This window comes from Streptomyces sp. NPDC055239 (assembly GCF_053606205.1).
Genome location: NZ_JBSGRD010000001.1, coordinates 613,870 through 634,441 on the forward strand (window position 1 = coordinate 613,870; position 20,572 = coordinate 634,441).

The 20,572-nt window shown below is 70.3% G+C and carries 25 protein-coding genes; 9 read left to right on the top strand and 16 right to left on the bottom strand.

Going from position 1 to position 20,572, the window contains the following annotated elements; genetic code table 11:
- Positions 1-15: 15 nt before the first annotated feature.
- Positions 16-633: a TIGR04222 domain-containing membrane protein gene (locus ACWFRJ_RS02520; protein WP_453524326.1), complete on the bottom strand. Its 618-nt coding sequence runs from the start codon at positions 631-633 to the stop codon at positions 16-18.
- A gap of 226 nt (positions 634-859) precedes the next feature.
- Here ACWFRJ_RS02520 and ACWFRJ_RS02525 point away from each other — a divergent pair, with 226 nt between their 5' ends.
- From ACWFRJ_RS02525 to ACWFRJ_RS02535, 3 genes are all read left to right on the top strand, one after another.
- A complete protein-coding gene (locus tag ACWFRJ_RS02525) occupies positions 860-1,840 on the top strand; it encodes an ArsR/SmtB family transcription factor (protein ID WP_453524327.1) in 981 nt (326 codons plus the stop codon).
- A 259-nt stretch (positions 1,841-2,099) separates the two neighbouring features.
- Positions 2,100-2,702, top strand: coding sequence for a peptidoglycan-binding protein (locus ACWFRJ_RS02530; RefSeq protein WP_453525049.1), 603 nt, complete (start codon positions 2,100-2,102; stop codon positions 2,700-2,702).
- Positions 2,703-2,773: 71 nt separating this feature from the next.
- The gene (locus tag ACWFRJ_RS02535; RefSeq protein ID WP_453524328.1) at positions 2,774-3,484 is read left to right on the top strand and encodes a C39 family peptidase; all 711 of its coding nucleotides are present in this window, start codon (positions 2,774-2,776) and stop codon (positions 3,482-3,484) included.
- 257 nt (positions 3,485-3,741) lie between these two features.
- Here the strand turns inward: ACWFRJ_RS02535 and ACWFRJ_RS02540 are convergent, their stop codons facing one another.
- On the bottom strand, positions 3,742-4,278 hold the full coding sequence (locus ACWFRJ_RS02540) for a sigma-70 family RNA polymerase sigma factor (protein WP_453524329.1): 537 nt from the start codon (positions 4,276-4,278) through the stop codon (positions 3,742-3,744).
- A 154-nt stretch (positions 4,279-4,432) separates the two neighbouring features.
- Here ACWFRJ_RS02540 and ACWFRJ_RS02545 point away from each other — a divergent pair, with 154 nt between their 5' ends.
- Entirely contained in the window at positions 4,433-5,488 is a 1,056-nt protein-coding gene (locus tag ACWFRJ_RS02545; protein WP_453524330.1) for a MerR family transcriptional regulator, read from the top strand.
- Positions 5,489-5,522: 34 nt separating this feature from the next.
- Here the strand turns inward: ACWFRJ_RS02545 and ACWFRJ_RS02550 are convergent, their stop codons facing one another.
- A complete protein-coding gene (locus ACWFRJ_RS02550) occupies positions 5,523-6,575 on the bottom strand; it encodes an iron-containing redox enzyme family protein (RefSeq protein ID WP_453524331.1) in 1,053 nt (350 codons plus the stop codon).
- A gap of 15 nt (positions 6,576-6,590) precedes the next feature.
- Entirely contained in the window at positions 6,591-6,767 is a 177-nt protein-coding gene (locus ACWFRJ_RS02555) for a hypothetical protein (RefSeq protein WP_453524332.1), read from the bottom strand.
- 220 nt (positions 6,768-6,987) lie between these two features.
- Between ACWFRJ_RS02555 and ACWFRJ_RS02560 the strand changes: the two genes are divergently transcribed.
- Positions 6,988-7,338 carry a PRC-barrel domain-containing protein gene (locus ACWFRJ_RS02560; protein ID WP_453524333.1) on the top strand — a complete coding sequence of 117 codons (351 nt, stop codon included), beginning with the start codon at positions 6,988-6,990 and terminating at the stop codon, positions 7,336-7,338.
- Positions 7,339-7,407: 69 nt separating this feature from the next.
- Here ACWFRJ_RS02560 and ACWFRJ_RS02565 read toward each other — a convergent pair whose 3' ends face one another.
- The 3 genes from ACWFRJ_RS02565 to ACWFRJ_RS02575 form a co-directional block, all read right to left on the bottom strand.
- Positions 7,408-7,536, bottom strand: coding sequence for an LPFR motif small protein (locus tag ACWFRJ_RS02565; RefSeq protein ID WP_401468560.1), 129 nt, complete (start codon positions 7,534-7,536; stop codon positions 7,408-7,410).
- Between the two features lie 145 nt (positions 7,537-7,681).
- Positions 7,682-8,215, bottom strand: a complete 534-nt coding sequence (gene cpt, locus ACWFRJ_RS02570; protein WP_453524334.1) for a chloramphenicol phosphotransferase CPT — start codon at positions 8,213-8,215, stop codon at positions 7,682-7,684.
- Positions 8,216-8,277: 62 nt separating this feature from the next.
- Positions 8,278-8,685: a hypothetical protein gene (locus tag ACWFRJ_RS02575; protein WP_453524335.1), complete on the bottom strand. Its 408-nt coding sequence runs from the start codon at positions 8,683-8,685 to the stop codon at positions 8,278-8,280.
- A gap of 113 nt (positions 8,686-8,798) precedes the next feature.
- Here ACWFRJ_RS02575 and ACWFRJ_RS02580 point away from each other — a divergent pair, with 113 nt between their 5' ends.
- Positions 8,799-10,022 (top strand): 4-hydroxybenzoate 3-monooxygenase, encoded by a 1,224-nt coding sequence (locus tag ACWFRJ_RS02580; protein WP_453524336.1) that lies wholly within the window; start codon positions 8,799-8,801, stop codon positions 10,020-10,022.
- Between the two features lie 30 nt (positions 10,023-10,052).
- On the opposite strand, the gene sfnG is transcribed toward ACWFRJ_RS02580, so the two are convergent.
- The 3 genes from sfnG to ACWFRJ_RS02595 form a co-directional block, all read right to left on the bottom strand.
- Positions 10,053-11,156, bottom strand: coding sequence for a dimethylsulfone monooxygenase SfnG (gene sfnG / locus ACWFRJ_RS02585; RefSeq protein WP_453524337.1), 1,104 nt, complete (start codon positions 11,154-11,156; stop codon positions 10,053-10,055).
- Between the two features lie 192 nt (positions 11,157-11,348).
- On the bottom strand, positions 11,349-11,417 hold the full coding sequence (locus ACWFRJ_RS02590; RefSeq protein WP_389916339.1) for a putative leader peptide: 69 nt from the start codon (positions 11,415-11,417) through the stop codon (positions 11,349-11,351).
- Between the two features lie 136 nt (positions 11,418-11,553).
- Positions 11,554-13,095 carry a carboxylesterase/lipase family protein gene (locus ACWFRJ_RS02595; protein WP_453524338.1) on the bottom strand — a complete coding sequence of 514 codons (1,542 nt, stop codon included), beginning with the start codon at positions 13,093-13,095 and terminating at the stop codon, positions 11,554-11,556.
- Between the two features lie 121 nt (positions 13,096-13,216).
- On the opposite strand from ACWFRJ_RS02595, the gene ACWFRJ_RS02600 reads away from it, so the two are divergent.
- Positions 13,217-14,023: a uracil-DNA glycosylase gene (locus ACWFRJ_RS02600; RefSeq protein WP_453524339.1), complete on the top strand. Its 807-nt coding sequence runs from the start codon at positions 13,217-13,219 to the stop codon at positions 14,021-14,023.
- 78 nt (positions 14,024-14,101) lie between these two features.
- On the opposite strand, the gene ACWFRJ_RS02605 is transcribed toward ACWFRJ_RS02600, so the two are convergent.
- The 3 genes from ACWFRJ_RS02605 to ACWFRJ_RS02615 all read right to left on the bottom strand — a co-directional run bounded on the left by ACWFRJ_RS02605 (position 14,102) and on the right by ACWFRJ_RS02615 (position 15,506).
- On the bottom strand, positions 14,102-14,290 hold the full coding sequence (locus tag ACWFRJ_RS02605) for a CsbD family protein (protein WP_453524340.1): 189 nt from the start codon (positions 14,288-14,290) through the stop codon (positions 14,102-14,104).
- A 125-nt stretch (positions 14,291-14,415) separates the two neighbouring features.
- Positions 14,416-14,877, bottom strand: coding sequence for a VOC family protein (locus ACWFRJ_RS02610; RefSeq protein WP_453524341.1), 462 nt, complete (start codon positions 14,875-14,877; stop codon positions 14,416-14,418).
- Positions 14,874-15,506: a DinB family protein gene (locus ACWFRJ_RS02615; RefSeq protein WP_453524342.1), complete on the bottom strand. Its 633-nt coding sequence runs from the start codon at positions 15,504-15,506 to the stop codon at positions 14,874-14,876. Before ACWFRJ_RS02615 ends, ACWFRJ_RS02610 begins: the two co-directional genes overlap by 4 nt.
- Positions 15,507-15,568: 62 nt before the next feature.
- Here ACWFRJ_RS02615 and ACWFRJ_RS02620 point away from each other — a divergent pair, with 62 nt between their 5' ends.
- Both ACWFRJ_RS02620 and ACWFRJ_RS02625 read left to right on the top strand, forming a co-directional pair.
- Positions 15,569-16,561, top strand: a complete 993-nt coding sequence (locus ACWFRJ_RS02620; protein WP_453524343.1) for a helix-turn-helix transcriptional regulator — start codon at positions 15,569-15,571, stop codon at positions 16,559-16,561.
- A 169-nt stretch (positions 16,562-16,730) separates the two neighbouring features.
- The gene (locus ACWFRJ_RS02625) at positions 16,731-17,804 is read left to right on the top strand and encodes a S1 family peptidase (RefSeq protein WP_453524344.1); all 1,074 of its coding nucleotides are present in this window, start codon (positions 16,731-16,733) and stop codon (positions 17,802-17,804) included.
- A 70-nt stretch (positions 17,805-17,874) separates the two neighbouring features.
- Here ACWFRJ_RS02625 and ACWFRJ_RS02630 read toward each other — a convergent pair whose 3' ends face one another.
- From ACWFRJ_RS02630 to ACWFRJ_RS02640, 3 genes are all read right to left on the bottom strand, one after another.
- Complete coding sequence (locus tag ACWFRJ_RS02630; RefSeq protein WP_453524345.1) at positions 17,875-18,060, bottom strand: hypothetical protein; 186 nt, start codon at positions 18,058-18,060, stop codon at positions 17,875-17,877.
- A gap of 55 nt (positions 18,061-18,115) precedes the next feature.
- Complete coding sequence (locus tag ACWFRJ_RS02635; protein WP_453524346.1) at positions 18,116-18,889, bottom strand: MBL fold metallo-hydrolase; 774 nt, start codon at positions 18,887-18,889, stop codon at positions 18,116-18,118.
- Between the two features lie 64 nt (positions 18,890-18,953).
- On the bottom strand, positions 18,954-20,477 hold the full coding sequence (locus tag ACWFRJ_RS02640) for a carotenoid oxygenase family protein (protein WP_453524347.1): 1,524 nt from the start codon (positions 20,475-20,477) through the stop codon (positions 18,954-18,956).
- Positions 20,478-20,572 lie beyond the last annotated feature (95 nt).

Sequence of the window (20,572 nt, forward strand, 5' to 3'; positions counted from 1 at the left end):
CTGCGGTGTTCCTCCTCAGTCGCCCCCGCCCCCTCCGCCCCCGCCTCCACAGCTGAAGCCTGATCCGGAGTCGGAGCCGGAACTGGAGTGGTCGGAGAAGTCGAAGTCCCCTTCGTGGTCCAGGACCCTGCCCATACGGATCAGGGCCCGGCCGAGACCGGGCGGGATCAACTGCGCGTCCATGACGCCACGTCGGACCGTCCCCCTCGGGAGGACCCCGGGGCCGCCGAACACGTACGCAGGCAGGTTCCCGTCCTGTTCGGCCGCCTTGAGCCGCTGTCTGCCGACCCGGGTCGGCTGGCGCCGGGCCCTTGTCACCAGGCCCCACTCGACGAGCCGGCCACCGATCTCCTCGATCTCGGGGGACTCCCACATCTTCACGCACACGGACGCCGTTCTGCGGCTGTGCGGGCACGCCGTCACCAGTGCGCGCTCGACCGGATGCTCGGGCAACTCATCGCCCACGGCCCGCACCCGCGTCGCCCTGAACCTGACCCGCCCGCTCTCGGCCAGCGAGATCAGCGCGCACTCCACCACCCGGTGCGGCCCGCCCGCCAGATACGCCACGTCGTACACACCAAGGGCCCGCCGTGCTCCCGCCGCCGTCACGGCCCGTCTGAAGTACACCCGCATGCCCTCACCCCCTTCGGACACCCCGTCTTTCGGCTGTGGTGCCCGATGACGGGAGCGCACACCCCTCTCTCCCGCCTCTTCAGAGCAAAACTTGAGGGTCCTGGCCCCACCCGACCCCACCCGCCTCTCTTGACAGCAACCGCCCCGCGGCGATGGCCTGGTGCCTGCCGCGCGGCGACGCGGCGGCCACGAAGCCGGACACGGGGCACAGGGGGAGAGGCAGGCCATGTTGCGGGTGCACTTCACGGCCGAGGACCTGGCGCGGGTGCGGGTCGCCTCGGGACCCGACTTCCTCTGGGAGATCAGCAACAGCGTGCAGACGCTCCAACGGCGGGACGGAGCAAGGGTGTTCGGCGCATGGCGCCGGTGGGCGAGGCCGCGCCTCTCGGACAGCGCCCGGCTCCTGTCGCCGCTCCTGCCGCCGCACGGCTGCTCCCCGGACTTCCTCACCCCCACCCACGGAGAGGGCGAGACGCTCCACGCGGCGGTCGACACTCTTGTGCGCACTCCTCGTCCGCGGCTGCGCACCGACCTGACGCGGGTGGCCGCGTCGCGTCGGCTTCCGGGGTGGACGGAGTCGCTCGCACGCGGTGACGGTGCCGCCCTGCGGCAGTTGGGGCAGGCTCTCCACACTTATCACCTGGAGGCGCTCGAGCCCTTCTGGCCGCGCATCCACGCCCAGATCGACGCCGACCGCATCATCCGCCTGCACAGCCTCCTGGACGGCGGCACCGATGGGCTCCTCGCCGGGCTGGGGCCCCAATTGCGCTGGCATCCGCCTGTGTTGGAGGTCGACTATCCCGTGGAGCAGGATCTGCGTCTCGACGGCCGGGGGATCACCCTGCAGCCCTCGTTCTTCTGCTGGCCCACTCCTGTCACGCTCGCCGACGGCGAACTGCACCCTGTCCTCGTGTATCCCATCGACCACGCGACGGACTGGACTCACCCCACACCCCTCGACCGCCCGGACGACGGGGCGCTGGGGCCGCTCATCGGGCACACACGCGCCGCCGTCCTCAAGGCGGCCCGCACCGGCTCGTCCACGGTCGAGCTCGCCCGTCTCCTTGAGGTCACCCACCCGGCCATCAGCCAGCACATCAAGGTGCTGCGTGCGGCGGGACTTGTGACCACGGTCCGCAGGGCGGGACGGTCGCTCCATGTCGCGACCGCGGAAGGCCGCGCGCTGCTGCGCAGCAGTGGGTCGTAAGTCTGGGCTTTCATTGATTGCGCCTGGCATGGGCATGCAAGGAAGCTGTCCGAGCTGTCGCACACGCACCCCCCACCTACCCACGCATCCCCCCACCGCGTCGCGTCCCGACACCTTGCCCCGCGCGCCGTTCAACGCGCGTCCACGTGTGAACTCCCGGGCACGGTACGAGGGAACGCATCGACGATCCGATGAAGGAGTGGCGTTGCGCACTACTCGTATCCTCACCCGCCGCGCGGCCGTCGCCGCCGCACTCGCCGTGGCCGGCACTCTCTGCTCTGTGCCCCCCTCGGCCTCGGCGGCGTCCTCCGGGCACGGCGTCAAGTGGTTCCAGGAGCGGCACGGACTGCCCCGGAGCGGCTCGGTCGACGGCGCGACCGCCGACGCCCTGAGCCGGGCCTCCGACGCCGAACTGCACCGGACGTTCCGGACCGCGGCCGACCTCGGAGCCGCGGAACTGGCCAACGCGCGCACCGTCATCGGTGTCGGCAAGGGCGCCCAGATTCCCGAACAGGGCCAGGTCATCGCGCTGATGACAGCCATGCAGGAGTCCAAGTTCGTCAACTACCTGACACCCGTGGACCACGACTCCCTGGGCATCTTCCAGCAGCGCCCCAGCACCGGCTGGGGCACACCCGAGCAGATCACCGACGTCGCCACCTCGTCCAAGTCCTTCTACGGAGTGGCCCCCTTCGGCAGCAATCCGGGACTCATCCAGATCGCGGGATGGGAGACCATGCCGCCGGGCGAGGTCTGCCAGGCAGTCCAGGTCTCGGCCTATCCCGACCGCTACGCGCAGTGGGAGCAGTTCGCCCGTGACCTGCTCGCCCAGGAAGGTCCTTCGATCCCGCCGATTCCCTGACCCGCGCCCGCACGTATACGCCCCCGCACTCCCCACCCCCCCCACAGCAGGCCCTCACACCAGGAGCCCGTATGCGCAAGAGACTTGTCTCCACAGCGATCGCCGTAGCGGCGGTCGGCGCCCTCCTCACTCCGGCCGCCGCCCAGGCGGAACCCGCGCACCCCCGGAGCGTGTCGGTGCTCGGCGACGGCTCGAAGGCCGGGACCGCCGTCGTCAGCGGACAGAACGAGCCCGGAACCCGGCTGCGCATCGGCGGGGCGCGGACGGCGAGCGCGCACACGCTCCCGGTGGACTACCAGGTCCAGGAGACCGGCTACTGGTGCGGCCCCGCCGCCACCCGCATCGCCCTGTCCGCACGGATCGCCGCGCCGAGCCAGGGCGCCCTGGCCGCGCAGCTCGGCACCACCGAGGCGGGCACCGACCACATCAGCCAGGTGACCGGCGTGCTCAACGCCAACCTCGGCACCGGCTGGTACGAGACCAAGGAGATGCCGAACGATCCGCCCACCCAGGCCCAGAAGGACCTGCTGTGGCACGACATCGTCCTGGACATCGACAGCAACTACCCGCTCGTGACCAACATCGTGGCCCCGCCCGGCAACCAGCCGCCCGGCTATCCGTCGGACCAGACGATCTACCACTACTTCACGGTCATCGGCTACGACGACGCGAACCGTACGGTCCTCATCGCCGACCCCGCATCCTTCAGCGGCAACCAGATCTACTGGCTCTCCTTCGACCAGCTCGCCACCCTGATCCCGCCGAAGGGGTACGCGGCCTGAGCCGTGCGGAGCGAGTGAGCGGGTGAACCGCGGCTGTGGGTGGTGCCGCACAGATCGTGCGGCGCCGCCCACAGTCCGCTCTGCCGCCGTAGCGGGAGTCACGGCGACAGCCTCAGAGGCACCGACTCCGCTGAAGCCGTACAGGAGGCAGGGACCGGGCATCCTGCAGGACTCAGCTCATGACGGGCATGACGAGTCGAGCTACCCCTTGTTTCCGTCCCTCGGGCACGCGTGGATGCACCAGCGCCCGGATTTCTTCACCAGCAGTCCTGTACGTCCTCCAGGCGGAGCCGCAGACTGAGCATGCCGCGCCGCGCATGGCTCTTGACCGTGCCCAGCGGCCACCCGGTGCGCTCGGCGATCTGCTGATGCGTGAGGTCCTCGTAGAACGCCAGACGCAGCACCGTCCGCTGCGAGGCCGGCAGCCTCGCCAGCTCCTGTGCCATCAGCGCCCGATCGACCGCCGAGTCCATGCCTTCGAGCGCGGGGTGATCCATGGCGGCGTACTGCGCCCCGGCGCCTTCGACGAGAGCCGCCCGGCGGGTGCGCGCCGCCAGCGCGTCGGCGATCCTGTGCCGCGTGATGCCGGTCAACCAGGCCGAGAGACTGCCGAGTTCGGGGCGGTAGCCCGCCCGACCCCGCCAAGCGGCGAGGAACACCTGCTGGGTGATGTCCTCCGCCTCACGGCTGTCGCCGAGCGCGCGCTGGGCCAGGACGTGCACCAGAGGCCCCCACCGGCGGTAGACCGCCGCCAGGCCCGCTTCGTCAACCGGCTGTGGTACCAGTGCGCTCATCGACGCTTCGTCAGCTCCTCGTGGCGATCACAATCGCCGTCCGACCGAACGGAAACGGGCAGTCGCGCCGTGCCCCCGGCCGCGATCCGGTCATACTGAGAACATCCCCCGGCACCCGGCAACTCGCATCGGTTGTGCGTCGTATCTTGGCCGCATGAGCGAGGGGCAACACGGCGGACAGAACGGCGAGCCGGCGGGTACGGGAGTCACCACTGGTGCTCTGGCGCGACGTCTGGGGGTGTCACCGACGACGCTGCGCACCTGGGACCGAAGGTACGGTCTGGGCCCCGCCCGGCGCGATACCGGTCACCATCGCCGCTGGTCCGAGCGGGACATCGCCATGGTGGAAGAGATGGGCCGCCTCACATCGGCGGGCGTGCCGCCGGCCGAGGCCGCCCACGAGGCGCTCAAGCTGCTCGACTCCGAGTCCGCCGCCCGATCCGCATCACAGACCGCCCCAGGGCCCGCCGCCGTGCCGCGACAGAGGCGGCCCGCGCGCCAGGCGCCGGTGCGGCCATCCGACATGTTCGTCCGCCAACGGCGCGGCCTCTCGCGCGCCGCCGTTCGGCTCGACTCGCCCACCGTGGAGGACCTGCTCACCGACGCGGTGGAGAGCCACAGCCTGGTCACCGCCTGGGAGGAGGTGATGGTGCCGACGCTGCACGCGGTGGGCCGCAAGTGGGAAGAGGCCGGCGACCGTTACGTGGAGGTCGAGCACCTGCTCTCCTGGCACGTCTCCCGCACCCTGCACCGCTGCGCCACAGCTCCGGCCTCTCCGGCCCCCGCCGGGCCGCCTTCCGTGAACACGCCGCTCGTCCTCGCCTGCGTACCGGGTGAGAACCACTCCCTCCCGTTGGAGGCGCTCAGCGCCGCACTCGGCGAACTCGGCGTTCCGCAGCGCATGTTCGGTGCAGCGGTGCCGGTCGAGGCCGTCGCGGCGGCGGTGCGCAGGACGGGCCCGGCCGTCGTCGTCCTGTGGGCGCAGGCCCGCTCCACCGCGAGCGTCCCGCTTGCCCGGCACATCGCCGACACCCGCTGGGGCGTACGGGGTGCCCGCGGCCGTCCCGTGGTCATGCTGGGCGGGCCCGGCTGGGCGGGTCCCACCGTGCGCGGTGCGCTGCGGCCCACCAGCCTGCGGGAGGCGCTCGCGCAGATCAGCAGGGTGCGCGGGGAGCGCGGGGAGGCCACGCCCGGTCCCGGGCCCGCTTGAGCTCTGGGGTGCTGGTCGGTCAACCCCCGACCCGTCATCCTGTCGTCGTCAACGGCTTTCGCAGAGCGCTGCGTTCCTCGCGCCAGGCGGTCAGGAGCCGTGCGCCGAGGCGGTCCTCCAGGAAGCCCGTGGCCTCGATGCCGAAGACGACGTCCGTCTCCAGGCCTGGTTCGCTCGCGAGGAGGCCGCCGATCACGTCACGCCGCACCACCTGTTCATGAACGGCGTCGGCCTCCACATGCTCGTCGTAGAACCGCTCGGCCGAGGGTCCGGCGCCGCTCCTGCGCATGGCCCCGGCCAGTCGCCGCGAGCCCGGGGACGAGGTCACCTCGACGGCGGCGAAGTGCCCGACCAGAGCGCCGCGCAGCACCCGGTGCAGACCGAACAGGGACATCAGATTGATTGTCGCGAGCACTTCGCCCGGAGCGGCGTCGAGGTAGTACCCGTACGACGTCTCAAGGGTGAGGTCCTCCATGAGGTCGACGAAGAGCCGGGCATGGATGTCCTCGGCGCGCCCGGCCCCGAACTCGTCGAACTCGACGGCCACCATGCCCGCCTTGGCCCGGCCGTGCAGCCGGGGGATGACCCAGGCGTGCGGGTCGGCCTCTTTGAGGTGGTAGAGCGAGCGCGCCGCCGCGTACTCCCGGAGCTGCCACAGTTCGCCGTCGCGCTGGAGATGGTGGCTGACACTGGTGCGGCTGTGGCCGATGGGCTCCACGAGCAGGTCGGCCAGGGCGCGGTCGGCGCTGTCCGTGGAACGGCAGTTGGCGCGCAGGGCGCCGAGGAACCGCCCTTCGAGCGCGCGGCGCAGTCCAAGGAGTTCGGGGTCCCATTCGAGATCCTCGCGGACGCCGTCGAAGCCTTGGTAGTGCAGCTCGTAGAGGGTGTAGAGGGCGAGCTGGAGATCGTCGCCGTAGGGGTCGGCGTCGTGGGTGTCGAGGGACAGCGGACCCGGACTCCCTCCGGTGCGCAGCGTGGTGACCACGAGACGGGACAGTGGGCCGCGGGGCTCGGGCAGGGCGGGGCTGGTGCGGCGCGACTCGCGAAGGCCGTCGTCGGGGGAGGGGCTCTGGTTCTCTGCGGGCATCGGGTACTTCCTCCCCTAGGTGTGCTCGTCGTCCTCGGTGTCGGTGTCGGTGCCGGTCTCTGGCTCGGAGGTGCGTTCGGCACGGACGACCACCCGCTCTTCCGCGTCGGCGCCTGCGGCATCAGATGCGGTCGACCACCGTGCGACCGTCCCGCGCTGCGGCGCGTCGGCTGGGTGCACCTCTGGCCTCATGAGTTCCTTCGGCGCTCGGGGATCGCTTCCGCGACTGTCGTCGTTCCAGGTGCCCGATGAACCATGACGCACACGTAGGAGTCCCGATATGGAGGCCGGAATTCTCTGTTTGGCCTCTTTTCGGCAGGGCACTCGATGCGGTGGAGGTTGATCATCCCCTCCCGTTATACGAATCCCTGCCTTCAGAGGAAATCAGGGAAAATCAATTGAGGAGTTCTCGATGAGCAACGAAATCTGGAGCTACATTCCCACTGCCGGGCACGGCCCGGACAACGATCTGACGGGCTATAAGGTCGAGGCCGCCGACGGGCACATCGGCAAGGTCGACAAGCACTCGGACGAGGTCGCCAACCAGTACATCGTCGTCGACACCGGCGTGTGGATCTTCGGCAAGGAGGTGCTCCTTCCCGCGAGCACCGTCACCGCCATCGACCACGAAGAGCGGAAGATCCTGGTCTCGCGGACCAAGGAGCAGATCAAGAACGCGCCCGAGTTCGACAAGGAGAAGCACCTGGGCGATCCCGCCTACCGCGACCAGCTCGGCGGCTACTACAGCGGTCCTGGTCACTGAGCGGCACTGACACCGAAGGCGTCCGGGGCACCTGGTGCCCCGGACGCCATCAGTATTTCGGTACGGCTCTCAGTGGCGGCCGTGTGCGCTGTCCGAAGCGCCGCCGAAGAGCCGCGCGACGGCGCGGAAAGGTAGCGTGACAACCGTGGCGATGGCTCCACCGATGGCTCGGAAAACATCTGCGATGGCCTTCAACATGTGGGGCCTCCATAGAGCCGTGGCTCAGTAGTGATGAATTGCCGTGCGTCGCCGCACGACCTCGTACACCCGGTTTCCCAGCGCGCGACCGTAAAAACTGGTTCTTATGGATCGAATTAAATGCGTGCGTGCAGTTTCGAGTTGCTCAGGCGGCGCGGGCGGCGATGGCTCGCGCGCACTCCAGGGACTCCGTGGACGCCGTATCCACCTGTATGTCGTAGAGCACGCCGTTGTGGACCACCTCCGCCTGGGAGGCTGCCATCCCGGCGACACGGTCACCCCGCGCCGTCTCCCGGCCCGCGGCGACCGTGCTGTCACAGCGGACGCCGACCCACAACACGGGCAGATCACCGAGGGACTTCCGCCACCGCTCCTGTGACGCCGCGCCGCCGAGGAAGACCTCGTCGACGATCACCCGTGCACCGGCGCGGGCCATCGCCACGACCCCTTCGATCCACGCCGCCTCCAGCGTCCTGAACTCCGGGCCGACACTCACCCCGCCGTCCGCGGCGACCTCGATCCCCTCCGACGCGGTCCGCATGGACGCGGGCATCGCCTCGACCAGCGTGTCGCATCCGAAAGTCAGCCACGGGTCCGGAAGCACCGCCTGCAGACACCGTGCGATGCCGGACTTCCCGGAGCTTGAACCACCGTTGAGAATGATCACCTGAGTCGTCACCGCGCCACAGTAGAAGCATCCCCGCGCCACAGGAAACGAATTGCCGCGCCTCGGGCCGGGGGTCAGCCCGTGCCGTCGAACGGGCTGATACGGCGGTACGCGGCCCGAGCGTGAAGAACGCGGCCCGCCGTCGTGCCGATGAGAGCCGCGGCCAGCAGGCAGCCCATCCACTCGGGATCCCGGTGCCCGGCCCAGGAGATCTCCCCGATGGGGTGGGCGCCGAAGAAGTTCAGCAGCATCCAGCACAGCAAGGCCGTCCCCGGCGCCGCGATGAAACGGCCCCGCACTCCGAGCAGTGCGGCAAGCACCGAGAGAGCCGCGAGCGCGAGTCCCGTGCGGTCGAGCGCACCGAGCAGATCGAGCACAGTCACCAGCGCGAAGGCGCCCGCGTACGCGCCCGTCCAGATGAAAGGCGTGGCCACAGGCTCAGGAACGACCCGCACGCCCTTGGCGATATATCGCCACTCCACCACCGTCGACTCCTCCCCACGTGGTCCAGGGCAGATTGTCGCACCACATCCATGGGCGTCTGTTCCGTCGGGGGTGGTCTCTACTCTCGTCGTGTCCCCGTCATAATTCTCGGATGGACCTCGCCTCAACTCCCAAGACCGCCGCGTCGCGACGGCGCCCTCGCACAGTCGTCGTAGGAGCCGGACCGGCGGGACTCACCGTCGCCAACATCCTGCGTGCCGCCTCCGTCGACTGCGTGGTCCTGGAGACGGAGAGCAGAGAGTTCATCGAACAGCGTCCCCGCGCGGGTTTCATCGAGGAGTGGGCGGTACGCGCCCTGGAGGAGCGGGGGCTCGCCGACCGGCTCCTCTCGCGCGCGCAGACGCACGGTGAGTGCGAGTTCCGATGGGCGGGGGAGCGTCACCGGTTCGCCTACGGGGAGTTGTCGGGGAACCGTCACTTCGTCTATCCCCAGCCTCTGCTGGTGACCGACCTCGTGCGCGCCTATGCCGACCGCGCGGGCGGCGACATCCGTTTCGGGGTACGCGACGTGGAACTGCACGACATCGACACGGACCGGCCCTCGGTGTCGTACACGGACCCCACGACGGGTGAGCGCATACGGCTCGACTGTGACGCCGTCGCGGGCTGTGACGGCGCGCGCGGTGTGACGCGCACCTATCTGGGGGCGGAGCAGGCCACCGTCGCCCGGCACGACTACGGCGTCGGCTGGCTCGCTCTCCTCGCCGAGGCGCCGCCGTCATCGGACTGCGTCGTCTTCGGCATCCATCCGCGCGGCTTCGCCGCCCACATGGCCCGGAGCCCCGAGGTCACCCGCTACTACCTGGAGTGCCCGCCCGGCGACGACCCCGAGAACTGGTCGCACGAGCGCGTCTGGTCCGAGCTGCACGCCCGCCTCTCGGTGGCGGGGGCGCCACCGCTCACCGAGGGCCGACTGATCGAGAAGCGCGTCCTCGACATGCACAACTACGTCGTGGAGCCCATGTCCTACGGGCGGCTGTACCTCGCGGGCGACGCCGCCCACCTCGCCGCTCCGATCGCCGCGAAGGGCATGAACCTGGCGCTGCACGACGCGCTGCTGCTCGGCGACGCACTCGTCGCCTACTGCGCTGAAGGGGACGGCAGCGACCTGAGCGGCTACTCGGAGGCGTGCCTGCCGCGGGTGTGGCAGTACCAGGAGTTCTCCCAGTGGCTCTCGGAGGTGCTGCACGGTCCTTCGTCGGGGGTCCCCTTCAAGGCGGGCACCGCGGCCGCCCGGCTGCGCAGGATTCTCGGCTCGCCGGCGGCCGCGGCGGCGTTCGCCGAGCTCTACATCGGGAAGGGCGCGGACAACTGACGGCGTTCGAGGGTCCTTGAGCAACTGGACCTAGGAGGCCTCGAGTTCACGGACGATCGGGAGCACCTTCTTGCCGAAGTACTCGACCTCCTCCAGGTAGTGCAGGAACCCCAGGAGGAAGAGGTCCACGCCGAGGCGCTTGTAGGCGACGATGCGTTCCGCGATCTGTTCCGGGGTGCCGATGAGACCCGTACGGAAGCCGTCGTTGTACTGGACGAGGTCCTCGAAGGAGGAGTCCTGCCACATGCCCTTGCCGTCGGCGGCGGACCGTCCTGCCTGCTTCACGGCGGCGCCGAAGCCCTCCACCGCGTCGGAATCGGCCTTGGCGACGATCTCGCGGAGCGTCTCGCGGGCCTCGGTCTCGGTGTCACGGGCGATGAGGAAGCCGTTGAGGCCGAAGCGGGGCGCGGTGCGTCCGGCGGCCGCAGCCGAGGAACGTACGTCCTGGATCTGCTCGGTGACGCCGTCGAAGTCCTTGCCGTTGGAGAAGTACCAGTCGGACACGCGGCCCGCCATGGCGCGGGCGGCGGTGGAGTTGCCGCCCTGGAAGATCTCCGGGTGCGGGCGCTCGGGAGTGTTGAGGGGCTTGGGCTTGAGGGAGAAGTCGCGGATCCGGTAGAAGTCACCGGCCAGTTCGGCGTGGTCCTCGGTCCAGATGTCGCGCAGCGCCCGGATGAACTCCTCCGAGCGGCGGTAGCGCTCGTCGTGCTCGAGCCAGGGCTCGCCGAGGGCGGTGAACTCGTCCTTGAACCAGCCGCTGACCACGTTGACGGCGAACCGCCCGCCCGACAGATGGTCGGCGGTCGCGCCGAGCTTGGCGAGCACCCCCGGGTGCCACAGGCCCGGATGGACGGCGGCGATCACCTTCAGGCGCTCCGTGGCGAGCAGCAGGGCGAGGCTGAAGCTGGTCGACTCGTGCTGGAACTCGGCGCCGTAGCTTGCCATGTAGCGCACCTGGCTCAGGGCGTAGTCGAAGCCGTTGTTCTCGGCGAGGACGGCCAGCTCGCGGTTGTACTCGTACCCCCAGTCGGTGCGCTGCTCGATCTTGCTGGTGACGAGGCCGCCGCTGACGTTGGGCACCCAGTAGGCGAAGCGCGCGGGTTCGGTGGAGGCGGACGGTGGCACGGATGACATAGGGGACTCCTGGGGGGCTTGGGGAGGATCTGGGCATGCCGAGGCGTGCGGTGGGACGCGTTGATCAGAGGGTGTGCATCACATGGCGTCGATCACGCACGGCGGAAGAGCCCGCAGACGTGAAGAGCCCGCAGACGTGCAGACGCGCCTTCGGCGAATCAATGAAAGGAAGGGCCGAGCGGAGGCCGGAGGTCAGCGACGACAGAAGGCGCCGGCGAGACGTCCGAGGTCGATGTGGCGGCGTCGGGTGAGCCTGCGCATATCGATCAACTCCTCGCTGGACAAGGCCGGATCCCGCACATCGGACGACGGGAAGATGCCGGTCCGTTCACACGTTAGCGAGTGACACCGCCCGTGGTCGATTCGGCATTGACGAGGGCCTGATAGGGCTTCCCTTTCACTGGCTTCCGATCAGCGGCAGGACAGGGAAGTCGTGGTTCTGCCAGATCAGACGGGAGGGCTCTTCCGGGTACGCGGTGACAGTCGGCCGCGTGTCGAAGAGCTGCACGAGGCGCTGCCCGGCGTCGTACGCGGGCCAGCCGGGATCGCCGGTAGTGGCGAACGCCGTCCACGCGGCGCGCATGCGGGCGGACAGCACCTCTGCCTCCGGCGGCGGGCCCTCACCGATCAGTGCGGCGGGCTGGCCGCGGTCCAGGTTGCCGAAGACGAGCGGTACGTCGAGGCCGTGGCAGGCGCCCAGGACACCGTCCATGCCAGGGGCGGGCCAGGTCAGCTCGTAGACGTACGCGCGGCCACCCGCGGAGATCTGGGCCTGGGCGAGGTGGAGGCTCGGCATGCGGAACAGGCAGTCGGAGAGCACCAGTTCATACAGCTTGTCCGGGCCCGCGTCCGGAAAACCGTCGCGGTAGCGGCGTGCGCCCTCGTGCCCGGGGCCGAAGACGTCCAACGCGGTCGTCGCCTGCTCCGGAGTCACCTGACCGAGCAGACCGTCGAGCGCGGTGAGCAGCCGTGTCTCGTCGCGGGTGTGGCCGGCGAGGAGCTCGATGCCGCGACCGGCGCCGTCAGCCAGCGCCCGCCAGGGAGTGACCGGCAGCGCATCGCCATCGACGACCGGCGAGAACACGATCGACCTGTGCGCCACATGACCCCACCGCTGGGCCCACTGCCCCATCTTGGCGCCCACCGCATCACCGGCGGCGGACAGCAGGCCCGGATCGACCGAGGACAGGTCGGCCACCGTGGGCCTGAGCCCCAACTCGGCGGCGCAGACGCTGGCTATGTCGGCCGCGAGCTCCGGAGAGAAGAACGTGCCCTGCACACTCTGTGCGACGGCCCGGCTGAAGAGCCCTGCCGCGCGCGGCATCGCAAGGAGCGCGGCGACCGATCCGGCCCCCGCCGACTGGCCGAAGACCGTGACGCGGTCGGGGTCGCCGCCGAAGGCCCGGATGTTGTCACGCACCCACTCCAGAGCGGCCACCTGGTCGAGCAGCCCCCGGTTGGCGGGCGCCCCCTCGAACTGCCCGAAACCCTCGAGCCCCACACGGTAGTTGAACGTCACCACGACGACGCCGCCCTCGCGCGCGAGACGGCCGCCGTCGTACTCGGGGAGCCCGGACATGCCGATCGTGTAGGCGCCGCCCTGGATCCACACCATCACCGCAAGCCCTGCGCCCGGCCCAGGGTCGGGCGACCAGACGTTGACCGTCAGCCATGCGTCGCCCTCCATGTCCCGCGCCAGGGCGTCCATGCCGAAGTGACCGCCCTGAGGGGGCGGCGGTCCGTACGATCCCGCCGCCCGTACCCCGTCCCACCCCTCTACCGGCCGCGGCGCCGCGAAACGCAGCGGGCCGACCGGCGGCTCGGCGAACGGGATGCCACGGAAGACGGCCGTCCCCGCCTCCCGCGTGCCGCGCAGCGCTCCGGACGCCAGGCGGACAGTGGGTTCGGCTCCGGACGGCTCCGACGCGCCAGCGGTCATCACGACTCCCTCTCCGGTCGGACGGACCCGGACGCTTGGGAGCATCTCGCCGTATCGGCATGCCGCGCCAGCCATTTATGGATGGGCGCGACAGACATCGACACGATCTAGTGTGGCTCGCATGAATCCGCTGTCCGAGCTGGACGCGCGTATCTCGGGGTGTTCCGCGTGCCCCCGGCTCGTCGCCTGGCGGGAGGAAGTCGGGCGGGTCAAACGAGCTGCCTACATGGACTGGACGTACTGGGCCCGGCCGGTACCCGGGTTCGGCCCTGCGGACGCGTCGATGCTCGTCATCGGGCTCGCGCCCGCGGCGCACGGAGGGAACAGGACGGGCCGGATGTTCACGGGCGACCGTTCCGGAGACGTCCTGTACAAGGCGATGTACGAACTGGGCCTCGCGTCGAGCCCGCTGGCGGTGTCCATGGACGACGGCCTGACGTTGCGCGGGGTGCGGGTGACGTCGCCGGTGCACTGCGCCCCGCCCGAGAACAAACCGACTCCGGGTGAGCGGGACATGTGCAGGCCGTGGCTCGTGCGGGAGCTGGAGCTGCTGGGGCCGCGTCTTCGGTCGGCGGTGATTCTGGGCGCGTTCGGATGGCAGGCGGCGTTGCCGGCGTTCACGGCGGCGGGGTGGCGCGTGCCGAAGCCGCGGCCCCGGTTCGCGCACGGTACGCGGGTGACGCTGGAGCGGGCGGAGGACTCCGGGCGCTCCGGTCCAGGGCCGAGTTCAGGCCCGGGTCCAGACCCGGCCCCGGGTCCGATCACCCTGTACGGCTGCTTCCACGTGAGCCAGCGCAATACGTTCACGGGGCGGCTGACCCCGGACATGCTCAAGGACGTCCTGCGGGAAGCAGCGGGCGAGGCGGGCATTCCGCCGTACGCATCGCCGTACGCATCGCCCTACGCACCGCCGGACGGGCAGCGGTAACCGGCAGGCACGCGCCACCCACGTCAGAACGACCGAAGCTCCCGCACACGAATGTGCGGGAGCTCGCGGCGGAGTTGGTCAGCTGTCGCGCTTGAGGTTCTCCTGCGCGTCCTGGGCGCGGTCGCGCATGTTGCCCATGGCCTTCTTGACCTCGCCCTTGGCCTGGTCGGCCTTGCCCTCGGCCTGCTTGTCACGGTCACCCATGACCTTGCCGCCCATTTCCTTGGCCTTGCCCTTCATCTTGTCCATGCCGCCCTTGTCAGCCATGACAACTCCTTTGTCGTTACAGCGCCCACCGGTCTCTCACCAGGTGTGGGCCTCTGCGTTCAACGTAGGCCGCCGGTGCGGACCCCGCCCGTCCAGCCGTCACACACGGTCACGGCGGAGCCCGGTCAGTCCAGGCAGAACTCGTTGCCCTCGGGGTCGGTCATCACGATGTAGCCGAAACTCAGCGGGGGCGCGGGCTCGTCGCGGCGTACCCGCTTCGCTCCCAGCGCGACGAGCCGGTCGCACTCGGCCTCCAGGGCCGCCATCCGCTCCTCGCCCTCAAGGCCGGGAGCCGCGCGGACGTCGAGGTGGACGCGGTTCTTGGCGACCTTGTCCTCCGGCACCTGCTGGAAGAGCACGCGCGGGCCGTGCCCGGCCGGGTCCTCGACGGCCGATCTCGAGTTGCGCCGGTCCTCCGGTACGCCGATGCGCGCGAGGAAGTCGTCCCACGCCGCGAGGGCGTCGGCGCCCTCCGGCAGCTCGACACCGGGCGGGCCGGGGATGACGTAGTGCAGAGCGTCGCGCCAGAAGGACGACAGCGCACGCGGGTCATGGGCGTCGAAGGTGATCTGGATGGTGCGGCTCATCGGGTTGCTCCGTTCATAGCGGCGTCGGCGGGGTTTGCGGGGGCTGCGGGATTCGAGGGGTCCGCGGTACTCGTGTGCAGGTAGAGGTCGCGCAGCAAGCAGACCTCGGAAAGATGGTGGATCAGCTCGCGGTGGATGTGCAGCACCAGATCGGCCATGGGTGCCTCGGGGAAGGGCTCCTTCTCACCTGCCGGGACCCGGAGACCTGCGTCGCCGAGGTCGCGTACCCCTGCCAGCCACAGATCGAGCTGAGTGTCGAGCTGGTCGAGCGCGGTGGCCGCGCTGCCCGCGTACTCCCAGCTCTCGTACGACGCCTCCGGAGCGCCGAAGTGCGCGGCGTTGCGCGCGGCGAGCACACCGACGATGACGTGACCGAGTCGCCAGGCGATCGTGGTGAAGGCCGCGGGGACCGGCTGCGGGAAGGCGAAGTCGATGACGAAATCCCCGGCGCCGGCCTGCACGGGCGCGGTCGAGCTGCCGCGCGGCCGCACGCTCCAGGAGTCCGGCACCGGCGACCAGAAGTACTCGTCGTCGGTGAGGCCGGAGAGCCGGTCTCGGAGCTGGTGGTTCCAATGGACCTCCCATTGCTCGCGCAGTGTCCGGTTCCAGGTGGGTTCGTCTGTGTTCATGGAGCCACCGTGACACCCCAGGCGGACAGGATCGGTCCGCTATCTCTGACAGGGTGTGCGACATGACCGGGGCACGCAATGACGAACGGGGCACGACGGAGCGGGTACTCACCCTGCTCGGGCTGCTGCAGCAGCGCCAGGTCTGGACAGGACCCGAGCTCGCCGACCGGCTCGGGGTCACGCCCCGCACCGTACGGCGCGATGTCGAACGGCTGCGCACGCTCGGCTATCCGGTGCACGCGGGCCAGGGCGTCGGCGGCGGATACCGACTCGGTGCGGGGCAGGAACTGCCGCCGCTGCTGCTCGACGATCAGGAGGCGATCGCCACCGCGGTCTCGCTGCTCGCCGGGGCGGGTGGCGCGGTCGCCGGTGCGGGCGACGCCGCTCTCCAGGCGCTGACCAAGCTCGACCAGGTGCTGCCCACCCGGCTGCGGCACGAGGTGCGCGCCCTCTCCGGCTCGGTGGAGTTCTTCGGCGGCGGGCGGTCACCCGTCGACCCCGAGGCGCTCATGACGCTGGCCCGAGCCTGCCGCGACGAGGTCGAGGCCGGATTCGACTACCCGTCAGGAGGTCAGGTGCGACGGCGGCGGGTCGAGCCCTACCGTCTGGTCGCCTCCGACCGGCGCTGGTACCTCTTCGCCTACGACCTCGACCGCGACGACTGGCGCACCTTCCGCGTCGACCGGATGACCGACACCTCCGCACGGACCTGGCGCTTTCGCCCGCGAGACGCGCCCGACGCGGCGGCGTACGTACAGGAGGGTGTGGCGAGCCGGGTCTACTCGCACCAGGCGCGCTTCCTCGTGCACGCACCGGCCGACACGGTGCGCGCGCAGATCCCGGCGGCTGCGGCCGTCGTACGACCGCGGGGGAGCGAGCGCTGCGAGGTGCTCAGCGGCGGCGAACGACTCGATTCCGTGCTGCTGCACATGCTGATGCTGGGGCACGACTTCGAGGTGCTCGACCCTCCGGAGCTGGCGGAGCGCTGTCGCGAACTGGCACAGCGACTCCTGTCGGCAGGAGCGACGAACGCGCCGCCACAGCCGCGCAGTTGACCGCAGCCTCAGTCGTGCCGTTGAACGCAACTCTCGTCTCACCCGTATCTAGAGCCGGACATGCCCCCGGCTTCGGTCGGCGGTCGAATTCGGCATCCGCACAGGAGGCGACGAGTTGAGGCACAAGCGAATACCCAGGCGAAAGGCCGTTCTGGCAGGGGCTGCGGCGATGGGCATGGTCGCTACGGCCGTCCTGCTGCAGCAGGCCAACGCCTCGCAATCCGGGAGCGAGACCGCTTCAGGGTCCGCCGCCAAGAGGATCAGCGCGGCATCGGCGACGAAGCTGGTCGAGCCGTTGGCCTCGCAGCTCGGCGATGCCTACGGCGGGGCGTTCTACGACGAGGGCAAGCAGCAGCTCGTCGTCAACGTCGTGGGCGACGACAACGCGGTGAACGCCCAGGTGAAGAGAGCGGGAGCGGTGGCGCGCAGTGTCGACAACAGCAGCGGTGAACTCGGTGCCGCCGCAAAGACGTTGGCGAGCCGGGCCACCATGGCCGGGACCGCGTGGGCCACGGACCCCAGGACCAATCAGGTCGTGGTCACGGCCGACCGCACGGTCACCGGTGAGCGTTGGGACAAGCTTGAAGCGACCGTCGAGTCGCTCGGACCGGGAATGGCCCGCATCCAGAAGTCCGCGGGAGAGTTCAAGCCCTTCGCCGCAGGGGGCGACGCCATCTTCGGAGGCGGCGCACGCTGCTCGCTCGGCTTCAACGTGACCACCCAGGACGGGAGTCCAGGCTTCCTCACCGCGGGCCACTGCGGGGTGGCCGCCGAGAGCTGGTCGGATGCCCAGGGCGGCGCGGCCATCGGTACCGTCCAGGACGCGACGTTCCCGGGGGACGGCGACTTCGCGCTCGTCACCTACGACGACCCGGCCGCCGACGCCCCTAGCGCGGTCAACACGGGCGACGGCCAGACCGTGGAGATCGCGCAGGCCGCCGAAGCGTCGGTCGGGCTCGAGGTGTCCCGCATGGGCAGCACCACCGGGCTCCAGGACGGCGTGGTCACCGGACTCGACGCCACGGTGAACTACGCGGAAGGGACCGTCACCGGGCTCATCCAGACCGATGTCTGTGCCGAACCGGGAGACAGCGGAGGCTCACTGTTCACCAATGACGGGAGCGCGATCGGCCTCACTTCGGGCGGCAGCGGCGACTGCACGGCGGGCGGCGAGACGTTCTTCCAGCCCGTGACCACCGCACTCGCGGCGGTCGGCGCCGAGATCGGAGCGGGCGGCAACTGAGGTTCGCGCCGGCCTCGGCCGTCCGGCGGCGGCCGAGGCCGGCGCGGCACATCAGTTGAGGACCCGCGCATCAGTTGAGGACCCGGACCATGGCGCCACGCTCGTTCAGCCACAGCTGAAGTGCGAGCCCCGCCAACTCCCGGCGCACACCGGCACCGTCGTAATCCACGACGTGCGCGGGACCGAAGACCGTACCGGTCAGGCCAACCAGGACAGTGTGCTCGTCCAGAAGCACCTTGAAGGACGTGTCACGCACCGACGCACCGGTCAGATCAGCCCCCGCACGCGCCGCCGACCACCGCGCCCGCCCCTCAACCGATCGAGAAAGTGGACCCGGGAGCGGCATGGTCGACGGGCCCGTCGAACCGGGTCGCCGCACGGGTCACGGCCTGCTCCGGAGTGAGGGAGCGGCCCACATGCGTGACGATCAACCGGCCCGCGCGGGCCTCGCGGGCCGTGTCCCCGGCGTCCTCGGGCGTGTGGTGGACGGCCTCTTCGCCCTCGGGTGGCTGCTGTGCGCTGTCGGCCTCACACAGCAGTACGTCGCATCCCTCGGCCAGACTCGTGAGGTCGGCGCAAGGCGCCGTGTCCCCGGAGTAGACCAGCGACCTGTCCCCGGCCTCGACGCGCAGCGCGAAGGCCGGGATGCCGTGCGCCACCGCCCGGCTTGTCAGCGTGAGGGCGCCGACGCGGGCCTGGTGCCCGTCGTGCAGTTCACGGACGTCGAAGGCCGATTCGACCGGGCTGCGGACCGTGGTGTTGGTGAGGAAGTGAGCGAGCCGGTCGGCGATGCCCCGCGGCCCGTACAGCGGGATCGGCGCGGTGAGCCGCACATCCGCGTAGAGCGCACCGTAGTAGGCGGTCAGCAGGTCCGCACTGTGATCGGCGTGCAGATGCGAGATCCAGATCGCATCCAGCTCGTCGAGCCGCACGTGCCGTTGCAACTGCGCCAGCGTCCCGCTGCCCGCATCCACCCACACCCGAGCGCCTCCGCCGGACAGCAGATATCCGGAGCACGGATTGTCCACGCTCGGGTAGGGCGTCGCGGAACCCAGAACGGTGAGGCGGAGAAGGTCGTTCGTCACCCGGTGAGTCTAGAACGCCTGGATCAGGGCCGGAGACGGCTCAGAAGACGGTTCCGATCCGGGGCTACACGTCCCCCACCCAGCTTCCGTGGAAGCCGAGCGGCACCCGCCCCGGCAGGTGGACGCGGGCCAGCGGGTGGCCGGTGAAGTCCTGCGCCGCGAGGATCACCAGGTCGGTCGCGCCGCGGTCGGGGTCGTGCACGTAGGACAGGATGTAGCCGTCGTCCTCGTCCCGCGCACCCCGGCGCGGCACGAACACCGGCTCGCTCGCCGCCGCGCCCTTCGGGAAGCGGACCACCTGCTTGCTGTCGCGCAACATGTCGTGCTTGACAAGGCAGTTGGTGAACTTGTCGTCCGGCGGAACCCCGTCGATCGTCTCGTACGCACGCCACATCTCGGCCGCGCTCGCCGCGTACCCGAAGCGGTGCCGACGGGAGATCAGCGATTCGTTGACGCGGGGGAACTCCTGCGGCAGATCGTCGATGCGGGTGCTGCGGACCCGGCCGGCACGCAGGTCGATCGTCCACCGGTCGAGTGTCGGCGCGCCGTTCGTGGAGGGGCCGCCGTTGCCCCGGCCCGCCGCGTAGAAGGGGGCGGGCATGCTGGTGTACTCCATCACCACCGTGTCGCCCCGGTCGTAGGCGTTCAGCGTGTGCGAGTAGAACACCGGGTCGATCTCGAACCAGCGGGTGGCGCCTCCGGCCCGCGGCATGACCCCCACGCGCATCGGGTGGTGCTCGTTCCAGGTGTACGGCACCGGCGCACCGGCCTCGGCAGCCGCCGCGTCGAACGTGATCGGGACGTCCACGAGCACCACGTACTTCTGCGTGAGGGCGAAGTCGTGCATCATCGGCGCGTCCGTCACCGGGATCTTGTGGGACCGGGCGACCCGCCCGGTCCCGTCGATCATGATGTGCCGCACGTGGTCCCAGGTCGCGTAGTACGCCACCGCGTGCAACTCGTCCGCTGCGGCGTCGTACTTGGTGTGCGCGGTGAACGCACCCCGCAGGGTGGAGCGGAAGTCGTACGGGCGCACCGTGCCGAGTTCACCGTCCAGCTCGTACGGCAGCGGTCCGCTCTCCTGGAGCGCCAGGATCCTGCCCTTGTACGGGATCACGTGGGTGTTGCACGCGAAGTCGTCCGGCGGTACCCGGCCCGGATACGTCTCGCCCAGCTTCTTCGCCACCTGCGAGGAGCGCACCCAGCGGTTGCGGTACCACTCGGCCCGTCCACCGCGCAGCCGCACCCCGTGCACCATGCCGTCGCCCAGCATCCAGTGGTGCGCCCGCGGGTCCTCGAGGCCCAGCGCGTTCGGTCCCGTGCGCAGGAAGCGGCCGTCGAGGTCGCGCGGCACGCGGCCGGTCACCTTCAGGTCGAACGCGGTCAACTCCTCGGTGACCGGTGCGAAAGCGCCTTCCAGGAACGGGAGCGACTGCGCACCGCCGCCCGCCGCCGTGGGCGTCTTCGCCGTTCGGGTCGCGGCCTGCGCTGCCGGAGCGTCAGGGCCGAGCCCGTAGGTCCCGACCACGCTGCCCGCCGCCGCGAGCGCCGCACCTTGGAGAATCCTGCGTCGCGTGTGACTGGTCATCCTGTCTCCCCGTTCGCCGTCGGTGTCCGGCGGTGGACCGCCGGACTGTTCGTTGGTGACGGGGACAAGCCTGCGCCGACGGAAGCCGCGGGTCA